Genomic DNA, 13477 nt, shown 5'->3' on the forward strand with positions numbered 1-13477 from the left:
CGTCACCCTCGAACCCGCCGCCTGAACCACAACCGGCTCCCCTGCGCTCCACCGGCATCTTGCCGCACGCCCGACCCGGTCCATTTTCGGATTAGCGAGCAGCGCCGCGCAGCACGCGGGGAATTGAGAGACGTGCCCTAGTCACAAATGAGCCCGCTGTTTTGTCTTAGTTAGTGAATAGTCGGACAGACGGAGGCAGCAGTGCGCAGGATCCTTGTGGTCGGTGGCGGGTACGCCGGTTTCTACGCGGCATGGAAGCTGGAGAAGAAGCTTCGCAAGGGTGAGGCCGAGATCGTCGTGATCGATCCGCGGCCGTACATGACCTACCAGCCGTTCCTGCCGGAGGTCGTCTCCGGCTCCATCGAGGCTCGGCACGCCGCGATCTCGTTGCGGCGGAATCTGCGCCGGAGCAGGCTCGTCGCCGGCTCGGTCACGTCGATCGAGCACGCCCGGCGGACCGTGACGGTCCGGCCGCTGCAAGGGCCCGAGTTCGACATGCCGTACGACATCATCGTGGTGACCGCGGGTGCGGTGACCCGGACCTTCGCCCTGCCCGGCGTGGCCGAACGCGCGATCGGGATGAAGCACGTCGAGGAGGCGGTCGCGATTCGCGACCGTTTGCTCACCGCCTTCGACGAGGCGTCCGTGCTCCCGCCCGGCCCGCAGCGGCAGCGCCTGCTGACCGTCACCTTCGTGGGCGGCGGCTTCGCCGGCGTGGAAGGCTTCGCGGAACTCCTCTCCCTCGCCAACGGACTGCTGAAGTCCTATCCCGAACTCGCGCCGAGCGACCTCGCCTTCCACCTGGTGGAGGCGACCCAGCGCATCCTGCCGGAGGTCGGCGACGGCCCAGCCAAGTGGGTGCGCTCGACGCTCGAGCGCAAGGGAGCGCAGGTCCACCTCGGCACCACCCTCGTGTCGGCCGCGGACGGTCAGGTCGTGTTGTCCGACGGGTCGGAGTACGAGTCGGATCTGATCGTTTGGACAACCGGCAACGCCGCGACCCGGCTGGTCCGCAGCCACACCGACCTCCCCGTCACCGCACGCGGCCTGATCCAGGCCCGGGCCGACCTCCGGGTCGGCACCGAGACCGACCCGGTGCCGGACGCGTGGGCGGCCGGGGACGACGCTGCGGTTCCCGACCTCGCGTCGCCGGTGCCGGGATCGTTCACGGTGCCGAACGCGCAGAACGCCGTACGGCAGGGGAAGTTGCTGGCGAAGAACCTGCTGCGGACACTGCGCGGGCGCAAGCCGAAGAACTACGTCCATCACACGCTCGGGGCCGTTGCCACCCTCGGCTTGGGCAAGGGGATCTTCCAGTACAAGCGGATCGTGGTTAAGGGCTTCCTCGCGTGGCTCATGCACCGCGGCTACCACGTTCTTGCGGTCCCGACCTGGGACCGGAAGGTGCGGGTGCTCGCGGTGTGGCTGGCCGCCGCCTTCTACGGCCGGGACATCGTCTCGCTGGCTTCGGTGCAGCGGCCCCGAGACGCTTTCGTGAACGAGGCCGACGTACCGATGCTGGACTCCCGCTCCGCCTGAATCAGCGTTGCGGATTGGTGCACAGGAACGGCGGGCGCGTGCCGCCGGAGTGGTAGTGGTACTGCTTGCCGGCGGCCTCAAGGATGATGCGGGAGCCCGGCACCAGGGCCTGGGTGTAGTTCATCCCCGGCTCCGGGCAGCCGAGGCTGCCGTCCGGCCAGGTGACTTCGCTGGAGCTGACCACGGTCACCTGTGCCGCCTCGACGCCCAGCCGCTTGGCGAGGTCGGCCTTGGCCTGCTCGACCGGACCGGACGCCGCCGCAGGCGTCTCGGGGAGGGGTCTGCTGTTCACCGTCGGTTGTCCTTCCGCTCCGGACTCATTGCCACACGCAACCAATAGCGCCGCCACGACGACGGCGACCACACCGAACCTTCGCATCCCGATCACCTCCCACTATGGACGCCCGGCCTGCCCGGATCGTTGCAGGGTCAGTTGTTCAGGTGCTGTTTCCCCGGTGTCAGCCGGCCAGGGGCAGGATCGCCTGGGGCCGCCCGCCCGCCAACGTACCGAGGAGCACCGCCATGTCTGTTGCCCGCCGTTCCGTCCTCCGGGGTGCCGCCGCCGGCGCCGCGGGGGTCGGTTTCGCCACCGTCGGCACCGTCCCGTCGCTCGCCGAGGCCACGCCCGGTCCGCGGCAGTCGCCGTACCCGACGCATCGGCCGTTCCCGCCGCTGCTGGACGACCCCGACGGCATCCTCGCCCTGCCGCCGGGCTTCAAGTACCGGATCGTCACCCGGGCCGGCGAGACCAAGCTCACGACCGGGCAGCCGACCCCGTCCCTGCATGACGGTACGGCGGTCTTCGACGCCGGCCGGAACAAGTACCTGCTGATCCAGAACCACGAGGTCGGCAGCGCCAGCGAACTCGGCGTACCGCCGATCGAGGGCACCGTGTACGACGCCGGCGTCGGCGCGGCCGGAGGTTGCACCGTCATCTCCGTCGACCGGGACGGCAAGAACCTCGGCGAGTGGGTCGGCATCTCCGGCACACTCACCAACTGCGCCGGCGGACACACGCCGTGGGGCACTTGGCTGACCTGCGAGGAGACCGAGTCCAAGGCGAACGGCACGACCCGGCTGAAGGACCACGGCTACGTCTTCGAGGTTTGGGGCGACGGTAAGACCGCGCACCCCGTCCCGCTCAAGGCGCTCGGACGCTATGCGCACGAAGCCCTCGCGGTCGACAAGGACCGCAACCACATCTACCTGTCCGAGGACGCATCCGGACCGAACGGCCTCTTCTACCGCTGGTCCGCTCCACACGGGTACAAGCTCGGGCCGACCAGCTGGCGGCAGCTGGCCGACGTCGGCTTCGGCACCCTCGAGGCGATGGCCATCCTCGGCGACGACGGCAAGCCGATCCCGGATGTCGCCTACCTGACGTCCGCCCAACTGCTCCGGCCGTTCCGGGTCGCCTGGGTCCCGGTCCCCGACCGTGACGCGGTCTCGGTCTCCTGCCGCAAGCAGTTCACCGACGACAAGGTCACCCGCGGCAAGAAGTTCGAAGGAGTCTTCGGCACCGACGAGGGCGTGTACGTCGTCAACTCGTACGCCGAGGCCGGCACCACCGATCTGCCGGGCGACGCCGTACCGCACGACGGCATGGTCTGGTTCTACAACTACCAGGCCCGGACCATCCAGCTGGTCACCTACTTCCCGGACAACGCCGCGGCCGACAAGGGCTCCGAGGCGCGGTACGACGACTACAACTTCGACAGCCCGGACAACGTCACCGTCACCCCGTGGGGTTCGCTCGTCCTCGCCGAGGACGGCAACGCCAGCAGCCACGTGCTGAGCTCGACGCCGGGCGGACCGACGTACGCGATCGTCCGCAATATGCTGAACGACTCCGAGTTCACCGGACCGGCCTTCTCCGACGACGGCAAGGTCCTCTTCGTCAATATGCAGACCCCCGGCATCACCTTCGCGATCACCGGCCCGTGGCGCGACTACCTGGGCTGACCTGGTCCAGCGTCCTCGAGGGGGTTGCGATGCTTGTCGGTGGGGGCGGGTAGGAAGGAGGTATGAGATACAGCGTGATTCTTCCGGGCGGTACGGCGGTCGAGCAGCTCGAGCAGGCTGTGCTCGCCGAGGAGGCCGGGTGGGACGGGGTGTTCGTCTGGGAGGCGGCGTACGGCGTCGACGCGTGGAGTCTGCTGAGCGCCATCGCCGCCCGGACGAGCCGGATCCGCCTCGGCACGATGCTGACTCCACTCCCCTGGCGACGGCCGTGGAAGGTGGCCAGCCAGGTGGTCACGCTGGACCAGATCTCGGCCGGTCGGGCGACGCTGGCGGTCGGGCTCGGCGCGATCGAGACCGACCTGCCGCTGACCGGCGAGGAGCTGGACCTGCGGACCCGGGCCGCAATGATGGACGAGGGCATCGACCTGATCCGCGAGCTCTGGGCCGGGCGCTCCAGCTATCACGGCGAGCACTACTCGTACGAGTGCGCCCGTAATGACCTGGTCGAGGTGGGACGACCAGTGCAGGCGCGCATCCCGATCTGGGTCGTCGGTGCGTGGCCGCGACCCAAGTCGATGCGCCGGGTCCTGCGCTGCGACGGCGTACTGCCGCAGTACCCACCGGGCAAGGACTCTCCGGAGGAGCTCCGGGCCCTCCGCGCCTGGCTGACCGAACAGGGCGGCTCACCGGAGCTGGACGTGATCGCCGAAGGCGAGACCGACCCGTCGACTGCCGCCGCCGAGGTCAGTCCGTGGGCGGTCGCGGGCGCGACCTGGTGGCTGGAGACGCGGTGGGAAATGCCGCACAACTCTCCCGAACGCATGCAGCAGGTCCGCGACCGCATCACCGCCGGTCCACCGACGGGCTCCGACTGACATCAGGCTTGTGTACGGCGCCCGAGGCCAGGAGGTACTGCCCGACGGCGTACGTCGACATCACCAGAGCGCCGCGCCCCGGGAAGTCGCGACCAGCCAGGCGCATGGCGATCAGGGCGTCGGAGATGAGGAAGAGCGTGCCGCCCAGACCGCTGCGGGGATTGTGCCAGCGGGACGCGATGGCGGTTGCGGTCAGCAACAGCGCGTAGGCGGCGACCGGCACTCGCTGACCGCCGAGCCCCGGTGAGAGCACCGCGACCAGGGCGGCCCACAGAGCGCCGTACGCCGCCACTACCCGCCACGACCGTTGCCCGGGCTCGGCCAGGAAGACCGCCAGGTAGCACGCGTGCGCCGCGGCGAAGGCAGCGATCCCAGCCAGTTGCAGATCCGTCTCCAGCAACAGGTCACCGGCCGCCGAGGCCAGTAGTGCGGCCTGCAGCAAGGGCGGTGCCTGCTCGGTCCGCGACCAGGACAGCAGCAACGGCATCAGCGACACCTTGCTCGCCTGCTTCAGCACCTTGACGTCACACCCGACGGCAACCACCTGAACCACCGTCGCACCCCAGTACGCCGCCAACCGCCGCCGGCCCCGTACGAGCTGCCCCAGTCTCATGACGGTGACTCTCCCCCACCCCGGTAAACACCACGGGAACCTTCCGCGTCGAGCCGACACAAGACGGGTGCAAAGGGAGTTTGAGAGTGGACGGGAGCGCTGATGCGCGGCAGTAGCAGTGGAAATAGGTCGTGAGCAGCCTCCAGGCCGTGCACGATGGCCTCATCATGTCGACCAACTCGGATCGGACTCTGTGGGAGCGCGCCACCGACGGCGACTCCGAAGCGTTCGGCCAGTTGTACGACCGGCACGCTCGGGCGATCTACAACTTCCTGTACCGGCGGACCGGGTCCTGGAGCGACGCCGAGGACCTCACCTCGACGGTGTTCCTGCACGCCTGGCGTCGTCGTACCGAGGTCGTCCTCGACCGCGACTCGGCGCTGCCCTGGCTGTTGCGGACCGCCGACTACACGGTCCGGAACGAGTGGCGCGCCAAGTTGCGCTACCGCAAGGCCGTCGCGGCGGCGCAACTGCTGGTGGATCACGTCCGTGACCACGCCGACGACGTCGCCGGACGACTCGACGACGACGAGCGGATCCAACAGGCCCGCGCCTCGCTGAAACGCCTGCCCAAACAGGAACGCGAGATCGTCGAGCTCTGCATCTGGGCGGGCCTCGACCAGCAGGCGGCGGCCGTCGCCCTCAACGTCCCGATCGGCACGGTGAAGTCGCGGCTCTCCCGCGCCCGCAAGCACCTGCGCGAGCTGAACCCTCTGTCCCCCGTGGAGACGCCATCATGACCATGTCCCCGCCGGAGTACGACCTCCGCCCCGAAACCCGCGCCCGCCAGCGCGCCGAACTGATCGCCATCGTCTCGCAGGAGACAGCGACCCCGCCACGACGCCGCCTGGTCCCGCTGGTGGCCGCCGCGGCCGTCGTCGCCATCACCGCGGGCCTCGCGGTCGGCCTGCCGGCACTGCGGAGCGACAACGGGCAGCCGCCGGTGAGCGGCACGAACAAGTCCCAGCCGGCCACCGTCGAACCGCTGAGCGACGCGGACAAGGCGCGGCTCGGCAAGATCTGTTTGGGGCGGTCCCGGACCCCCTACGTCAAACCGGGGCAGGAAGAGCTCGAGGTGAACGACGGGTTCAGATTCTCGAACGCTCCGGGTGACGCCTTCATCACTACCTGGGTGGTCATCCGCCACAGGCCCTTCGCCCTGTGGACGGCCTGCGGGATGAACTCCGAGGGCAAGCTGCTGCAGGTGGTCTCGAACGCCAGGGACCGGGTCCTCTATCACGAAGTGGACAACCGCGCGATCGGCGCCGGCTCCTATGCGGCCCATGTCACCCGGATCACGATTGCCGTTGGCAACCAGGCGCCGGTCGACGCCGTGCTCCGCCACGGGTTCTTCTACGCCCCGGTCCCGTACGTCCGGGTCCGCGGCCCACACACCGCCGCGACGCCGCTCCCCTACACGGTCCGGGGGTACGACGCCGTCGGCCAACTGGTGTACACCAGCCCGAAGAACGACGGGGAATGGCGCGCGGCGTTGAACCCGTGCTACATCGGCAAGCCGGTCACCGGAACGGGCAGGATTCCGGGTCCTGGCCCGAAGATCTGTCGGCGCAGCTTCAGCTGGAACTACCTGCCGCAGTGAGATCGATTCCGAAGCCTGGTCGGTCGGACAGGATGAGGGTGCCGTCGGACAACTGGTAGCCGTCGCCGTCGGTGCCGAGGGTGTGACCGGGCACGCCTTCGACGATGGGGACGTTCCCCAGGCCGGCGGCGATATGGGCGGCGTACAGGGTCTTGAGGGGCAGGCCCCAGGCGTGCGGTGAGGCCTCGGTGGACGACGCCGTCAGGGCCGGCATGAGTCGCCGCCAGGCGGTGAGGCCGTAGCCGACGGCATCCATCAGCGCGACATCGAGGAGATCGGCCCGGGCGAGCCGCAGGATCTGGTCCACGTTCGGATCGAACTCCCCGTCGGCGATCTTCGGCCGCCATGGCAATGTGGCGAGGTGTGCGCGCAGGAACTCCAGGTCCTCGCGGCGCTCGGCGTACACCTCCTCGATCCAGTACAGGCGGCAGTCGGACACCGCGGCGAGGTACTCGGTGAGTGCGTTCACGCTGAAGCCGTCGTTCGGGTCGACCAGGATGTCCGCCTCGGGATAGAGCTCGCGGGCGAGCCGGGTCACCTCGATGTCGCGATCGAGGCCGGCCTGGTACGGCATCCAGCGGTACCCGCGGCCGAGCTTCAGCTTGAAGTCGCGGAACCCGAACTCGTGGTCCTGCGCGAGGTTCTGCTTGATCGCGGTCAGCCCCGCCGGCGCCTCCTGCGGGTCGAGATCGTCGAGATAGATCCCGCCGCTGTAGCACCGCACCTGCGCCGACCCGGCCGCCCCGAGCATCGCGTACACCGGTACGTCGAGAATCCGCGCCGCCAGATCGTGCAGCGCATAATCCAGGAACTCCGCCCCCGGCTCGATCACGCCGAGCTCCGGATCGATCAACTCGGCCACGTTCCTGCCGATCAGCGCTGCCGGATCCCCAGTCGACAATGGCAGTCCCCACCCCGTCGCGCCCCGATCGGTCTCGACGACGTACGCCGTCTCGACTCCGCCCCTCCCGTGATGCCCCCGAAACGAGTTCCGCCCCACCTCCCGGATGTACTCGGCCCCAACCTGTGCCGTACCGATCCCCGTGATCACATGCCGAGAAAGGCTCATCAGTCCTCCATGCCGCCGACGCCAAAACATCTCCCAGCATGCCGTGCCCACGGACCCGACGGGCTAGTCGAGCGTGGCGAGCAACTGGTTGAGACAGACGTAAGCGCCCGGCCGAATGAGTGGTACGGCGTCATCAGAACCGTTCCCGGCCTGCTTGGACGGTTCGCATTTCCGTCCGGCCTCGTCGGCGACGGCAGTCTTCAACCGGGTAATGCTGTCGGCCGACAAGGTCCAGCCGAGAGGTGCCTCGACGGATGGCCGGGTCAGCGGAGCCGCGATCACGATCCCGTGCGGCACCTCCCGATGCAGTGCTCTGACTGCCTGTTGGCAGGTGGGCGAGCTGATCGGACATGGATCGGCGATGCCGGTGGCGACGCGTTGCAGCAGCGTGCCTGATGTGGTCTGCACTGCCTTGGCGTTGCGGCCGGCCAACGGCACCAGGAGTTCGGTGGACAGGCCCTGCGGTGGCTCCACGATGTCACCGCGCGCGGCGTCCTCAAGGAACAGCACCACCGGAACGACCGGCGGGCTGTCGGGACTGCTGGCGTTGTAATTCCGCACCACCTGAACGAGCATCGGCGCGATGTCCGACAGCGTGCCGAGTCCGGCCGCTTCGGCGTACCCGCCGTCGATCAATTGAAGATCAGGCCTGGTCTCGTCCACGGGCTCGCAGGAGATCCGGCCGCCCGGCGTGACCGTCGGGAATCGCGCCGACAGCATGGCCGCCGTGGCCCAGGACATCCCCTCCACGCAGGGTCCGTACGCGTCCTGGAGGTCCAGAGACGCGGCCGGTTGCGCCGTCTGACCGCTGCAGTTCGCCCGATCCGCGTCTGTTCCGACGGGACGTGACGCGAGCCCGGTCGTCAGCTCGACCTGGCTGATGAGTACCCGGCATCCCCGGCCCGCGACCGCCGAGTTGAACACGAGGACGCCGCCCGGGCCCGAGACCTTGGTGTCGAACTGCTCCTTCAGCGACCCGACCTCCGATTCCCAGTACGTCTCGATCAGGCCGGCCCGATCCCGCCAGGCGAAGTCGCCGTTGCTGTACGACGGGATCCGCAGCCCGGTGCCGCCGCCGACGAGATCTCCGGCGAGCAGACCTGCCATCGCGGCAGCCAACGCATTCGGTTCCGCGAGCTTCTCGGCGTACCCGATCTTCGCCTTCTCGATGTCGTCACCCCGCGACAACGCCAGCCCGACCGAGCCTCCACTGACCCCACTCGACAAGAAGACCGCCGTACGCGCGCACTTGGCGGTGCGGAAGGTGTCAAGCACCGCAGCCGTCCAGACCGCCGCCCGCACCCCACCCCCACTCGCCGCCACCAGCACCATCGGCCGAACCTTCGTCCCATCGATGTCCTGCTCACAACCGGCGCTTCGCTCCAGCCACTTCTTGAATTCGCCGTCCAGGTTGCCACGCGGCAAAGCATCGAGCTGCTGCGCCCCGGCATCCTGACTGGCACGTATCGCGTGCAGTTGCGGATCCCCGCCGGACGCCGACGCCACGAGGGTAAGTGCGATCAGCAAGGTCAGCAGCGGCGTGGCGCCCATTCCGACGGACCGGAAGATCGGCGGCGGGTCGGAACGCTGCAGCCGAACGATCATGATTCCGAGGATGAAGGCCCAGGCACCGAGCGTCAGCAGGGTCGTCGCGACCACACCGGCATGCCGAGTCATCGTGGCCGGAAGCAGCATCAAGGCAAGGATCCACGCGACCGACGCGACGATCAGACCGACACCTACTGCGATCGCTCGTCCTTGTGGAGGCGTCGGTGTCCTCGGATCCAGGAAGTGTCGCAGACCGCTCGCATTCGCACCGGCCGGCTCAGGTGGCCTCAGCGCACGTGTTGCCAACACGATCAGCGGCATCACCACGACGGCGAAGACAACGCCTCCGATCAGCACGATGAGTCGAACCGACCACACCGTCCCGATCGGCAGACCGAACACCACCTCGACGAACGTCTGCCCTTGTCCTCGAGGGCCGAGCATGACCGGCGCGACCAGCGAACGAACCAGTCCAAGCCCGGCCAGTACCCAAAGACTCGCGGCCAGCAGGTCACCGGCACGCCAGACATCGCGTGCGAACCGTATGTTCTCCTCCCGGCTCGGCGGCGGCTCATCCGGCGGCGGAGCGACCGCCGGAACGGCGGGTGAACGCAGCAAGCGCCGGAGCATGCGGATGAACCGGCGCCAGGCCGCAACGATAGACCGCCAGAGCGCAACGACCCGCGACCGCCAGCGCGCCAGGACCGGCGAGCGCTCCAACCTGCGGTCCCACCATCGTTTGACAGCTCGCGGAACGACAGACAGCGCAAGAACGCCGAGAGGGAACGCGGACGCCACGACGACTGAGCCCCAGCCGACGTCGATCTTCAACACCCCGAGGATGACGGCAACGATCCACGGCGCGATCGCCGCAGCCAGCCACCATCGCCAGCGCCAGTGCCGATCCGGGGGCGCGCCCGGCGGCGGTGCCGTCGAGCCGACCTGCTCGTTCCACACCCGCTCGGCGCGCAGACGACCCAGCACGAAGAGATAGATGCTGACGACCATGGTTGCGGCGGCCGCCCAGATCGCGTGCCACTGACCTTGACGGTCGCCGTCCAGCCACGACCGTTGCACATCGGGCAACTGATCCCAGATGTTCGGCAACGGGACGATGGACAAGATCCCGAAGAGTGCCACCACCAGGAACGACAGGCGCTGCTTCTTGAGCGCCCTCAGCACCCGCATTCCTCCGTCCCGCAGGGCGTGCCGGCGACCGTCGTCGACCAGAATCGCCAGGACCAGGATGCCGGCGGCGATCCATTTGAAGGTTGCGACGCCGGACAGGATGAATGCCCAGACATCCGAGACGCGTCCAGTGGCGAGCAGACCGGCAGCGATGAGGAGTCCGACCGTCTCGATCACCTCGAGAGTCAGGAGAACTTTCAGCGCCTTCCTGGCTTGCGAACAGGTGCGAACGAATTTCCACAGCAGCCAGCCGTAGCCGACGTACAAGGCGATATCGAAGATCGCATGCAGCGCGATCCACCCGGCCACCGGTGTCGGGTCATCGACCTGCACCCAGACGTCCCACGTGTCGCGCCCACCGAACAGCGCCAACCCGACAACGTCGGTGACGGACCGGCTCTGACCGGCATCGGTCAACGCCCCGGTCACCAGCCGATCGATCTCACTCATACAGATGGCGCCGATCAGCAGCAGGATGACCGGCGTCGCAAACCAGTAATTCAGCGCGGGCCCCGCCGGAGTATCGGCGTCGGCAATCGGCTCGGTCTCCACAAATGCCCCCTCGTCACACGAAATCAGCACAAATCGCAGGGGGCTCGACTCAGTGAACTCTCCACCGTCCCCACCGTCAACAACGCCCAGGTATCGATTACTTCGATTCGATTCCGCACAATCCCTTGACTATGTCTGTTTGCGGAGGAGGCCACTGACGCCGGCCAGGAGGATCGCTGCGAAGACCCAGGCCATCAGACGCATGGCGTGAAATGCGCCTGTGAGGGTCCAGGAATCATCCGGCGGCGTCCAGGTATGGCCGGGACCGATGACCGGAAAGGCGGTTGCGAGGCCGTAGGCCAGCGGATCCAGGCAAGGTACGTCCCACCCGGTGGAGCAGAGCCCGGCAGGAACGCGGCCGGGAACAGGAGACATTTGGCTCGCGAGGTCCGCACGGATGGCAGTGCTGGTTGCCGTAGTGAACTGGTCTCCCCAGACCGCGGTCAAGGTGGTCGCAACCAAGAGGATGAGGACGAGCCAGGCCAATGCCACGAGCGGGTAGTACCCGTGCCCGGTGGTCACCCGGTACGCCTGCCGGGTGAGCCACACCAGTTTGGACGTGTTCTTCGTCGACCGTAGTGCCGACTTGTACCTCATCCAGCGCGCATCCGGCGATTGCCCGTTGCGATCGTAGATCGCGGCCAACGCCTGCCAGGGCTGCGCGGCCGCTTGGGTCGACAGCCACGCGGCGGCGGCTCGCCGATCGGTCCTGATCACTCCATTGACATCTTGGAGGGTCCATCCTGTTGCATCACCCAACGTCGGCAAGGAACCAGGCGTGTCACCGACTTCGAGTAGCTGGATCTCAGCTCCCGCCATGCTGACGCTGCCCACCGCGGAGAACCCGTTGCTCAGCAGAAGCTTGCGGTCACACTTCAATCCGTCCGCGACAAGGCTTCGTCCCTTGCTGTCGATTCCACCGAGCTCCGCACCGCTCAAGCTGACTTGACCACCGATCCGCGCACCTGCCAATCGGACGGCGCCGGCAGTGGTGAACCCACTGTTCATCGCCAGCCTGGTGTCGACTCGCAATCGGTCCGCAACCAAGCTGCTGCCAGTGTCGTTGGTGCCCTTGATCTGAGCACCCGCCATCGACACACTGCCGGTGACCTGTGCACTCGGCAATCGGATCGCTCCTGTGCAGACCAGCGAACCGAGGTACACGTTGTCGTCGACCCGGAGGCGATCGGCGACCAGGCTGGTGCGCTTGCGGTTTGTCCAAGGAGCTTGGCCCCGGTCATGCTGAGGTGTCCGGCCAACCGCGCTCCGATGAGCTTAACCGCCCCGTGTGCGATGAAGTCCTCGTCGAGACTGGTGTTGTCGTCGACTCGGAGACGAGCCGCCACCAGGCTGACCCCGTCGTCGTCGGCGCCGAGAAGATGCGCGCCTCGCATCGTCAGCTCACCCCCGATGTGACCGCCGACAAGCCGAATCGCTCCATCGGCGGTCAACTCCGGGCCGAAGACAGCGTTGCCGGTGACCTTCAAGCTGTCGGCGACGAAGGCGTTGCCAGCGGCATCTCGGCCGAGCAGAGACGCATCGCGCACAGCCAGCTGGGCACCGACGCCGGCGCCGACCAATCGCACCGTTCCCGCAGAGGTGAATCCATTCGACATGCTCACCTTGCCATCGACCCGCACACCGTCCGCGGCCAGGCTGACCCGGTCGGCGTCGGCGCCGGTCAGCTTCGCACCGTCGAGCACAAAATCGCCTCCGACGTGGCTGCCCGTCAGCCGAATGGTGCCCATCGAGCTGAATCCCTCATCCAGGTGGACGCTGTCGGCGACCCGCAGACCGTCGCCGATCAGACTGGCGCCGTCGTCGCCTCTGCCTTCCAGAGCCGCCCCATGCAAGCTCAGGTGCCCAGCCACCAGGCATCCACTCAGCAACAATCTTCCGCTGAACGCGCTCCCATCCAACTCGAGGCTCCGCAGCCTCGACTGCTCGGCAACGACGTCGTTCACGAATCGGCAACACGCAAATCTCAAGGGGAAGTCAACGACCGCTCCGGATAGATCCAAGACCCCTTCTATGACAGCTCCCTGGATCGTCAACCCCTTCGGGTCGGCCGGGCCGGTTCTGCCGATCACCGACGCGCGCACCTCATCAGCGGAGATCGTCAGCGCCGTAGGTGCCGGGCTCCTGAACACCGGACGCCAGACCGGAAGCCCCGCACCGAGGACGACCGCATTCCACTCCTCCGGCTCACCAAGCCCTGGCCGATCATTCTGTTGTCGCATCGCGCTCTCTCATGTGCGCCGCCGTACGAGGACTGATAACGGATGACAAGCCGATCGCCGTACCTGCCATGCCTCCTGAAGGTCGTCAACGCCCGCCGGGTCTCCAAACTGTCCTGGTTCACCGGACCGCGGCCGCGCATCGTCGTACGACATGTGGTTCCCCCCACGTGATGCCGCGTATTGGTAGCTATATCGCCGGGCGTCATCGGGTGTTACGCACCGACGCGTTAATGAGGTCAGGAATTTTCGCACTCACGAAGCCGAGCGAGTCAAAAGCCCACCTGCTGGTGC

General features: G+C 67.6%; 12 protein-coding genes. 7 read left to right on the forward strand and 5 right to left on the reverse strand.

Annotated elements, in window-relative coordinates:
- Positions 1-201 precede the first annotated feature (201 nt).
- Positions 202-1539, forward strand: a complete 1338-nt coding sequence (locus EV652_RS12135; protein WP_132209194.1) for an NAD(P)/FAD-dependent oxidoreductase — start codon at positions 202-204, stop codon at positions 1537-1539.
- 1 nt (position 1540) lies between these two features.
- Here the strand turns inward: EV652_RS12135 and EV652_RS12140 are convergent, their stop codons facing one another.
- Positions 1541-1918 (reverse strand): DUF8738 domain-containing protein, encoded by a 378-nt coding sequence (locus EV652_RS12140; protein WP_132209195.1) that lies wholly within the window; start codon positions 1916-1918, stop codon positions 1541-1543.
- 143 nt (positions 1919-2061) lie between these two features.
- Here EV652_RS12140 and EV652_RS12145 point away from each other — a divergent pair, with 143 nt between their 5' ends.
- Positions 2062-3501 carry an alkaline phosphatase PhoX gene (locus tag EV652_RS12145; RefSeq protein WP_132209196.1) on the forward strand — a complete coding sequence of 480 codons (1440 nt, stop codon included), beginning with the start codon at positions 2062-2064 and terminating at the stop codon, positions 3499-3501.
- A 62-nt stretch (positions 3502-3563) separates the two neighbouring features.
- On the forward strand, positions 3564-4376 hold the full coding sequence (locus EV652_RS12150; RefSeq protein ID WP_132209197.1) for an LLM class flavin-dependent oxidoreductase: 813 nt from the start codon (positions 3564-3566) through the stop codon (positions 4374-4376).
- Here the strand turns inward: EV652_RS12150 and EV652_RS12155 are convergent.
- On the reverse strand, positions 4345-4989 hold the full coding sequence (locus EV652_RS12155) for a lysoplasmalogenase family protein (RefSeq protein ID WP_132209198.1): 645 nt from the start codon (positions 4987-4989) through the stop codon (positions 4345-4347). The genes EV652_RS12150 and EV652_RS12155 overlap by 32 nt on opposite strands.
- Positions 4990-5120: 131 nt before the next feature.
- Here EV652_RS12155 and EV652_RS12160 point away from each other — a divergent pair, with 131 nt between their 5' ends.
- Both EV652_RS12160 and EV652_RS12165 read left to right on the forward strand, forming a co-directional pair.
- Positions 5121-5729 (forward strand): RNA polymerase sigma factor, encoded by a 609-nt coding sequence (locus tag EV652_RS12160; protein ID WP_242001713.1) that lies wholly within the window; start codon positions 5121-5123, stop codon positions 5727-5729.
- Positions 5726-6589, forward strand: a complete 864-nt coding sequence (locus EV652_RS12165) for a hypothetical protein (RefSeq protein ID WP_132209199.1) — start codon at positions 5726-5728, stop codon at positions 6587-6589. Before EV652_RS12160 ends, EV652_RS12165 begins: the two co-directional genes overlap by 4 nt.
- On the opposite strand, the gene EV652_RS12170 is transcribed toward EV652_RS12165, so the two are convergent.
- The 3 genes from EV652_RS12170 to EV652_RS12180 form a co-directional block, all read right to left on the reverse strand.
- Positions 6564-7658 (reverse strand): mandelate racemase/muconate lactonizing enzyme family protein, encoded by a 1095-nt coding sequence (locus tag EV652_RS12170; RefSeq protein ID WP_132209200.1) that lies wholly within the window; start codon positions 7656-7658, stop codon positions 6564-6566. The two genes, EV652_RS12165 and EV652_RS12170, sit on opposite strands and share 26 nt — an antisense overlap.
- Before the next feature lie 63 nt (positions 7659-7721).
- Positions 7722-10946: a hypothetical protein gene (locus EV652_RS12175; RefSeq protein ID WP_132209201.1), complete on the reverse strand. Its 3225-nt coding sequence runs from the start codon at positions 10944-10946 to the stop codon at positions 7722-7724.
- A 129-nt stretch (positions 10947-11075) separates the two neighbouring features.
- Positions 11076-12071: a hypothetical protein gene (locus EV652_RS12180; RefSeq protein WP_132209202.1), complete on the reverse strand. Its 996-nt coding sequence runs from the start codon at positions 12069-12071 to the stop codon at positions 11076-11078.
- A gap of 89 nt (positions 12072-12160) precedes the next feature.
- On the opposite strand from EV652_RS12180, the gene EV652_RS12185 reads away from it, so the two are divergent.
- Both EV652_RS12185 and EV652_RS45775 read left to right on the forward strand, forming a co-directional pair.
- Entirely contained in the window at positions 12161-12961 is an 801-nt protein-coding gene (locus EV652_RS12185) for a hypothetical protein (protein WP_132209203.1), read from the forward strand.
- Positions 12962-13228: 267 nt separating this feature from the next.
- Positions 13229-13357 carry a hypothetical protein gene (locus EV652_RS45775; RefSeq protein ID WP_255512591.1) on the forward strand — a complete coding sequence of 43 codons (129 nt, stop codon included), beginning with the start codon at positions 13229-13231 and terminating at the stop codon, positions 13355-13357.
- Positions 13358-13477: the final 120 nt, after the last annotated feature.

This window comes from Kribbella steppae (assembly GCF_004342025.1).
GTDB classification, from domain to species: Bacteria; Actinomycetota; Actinomycetes; order Propionibacteriales; family Kribbellaceae; genus Kribbella; species Kribbella steppae.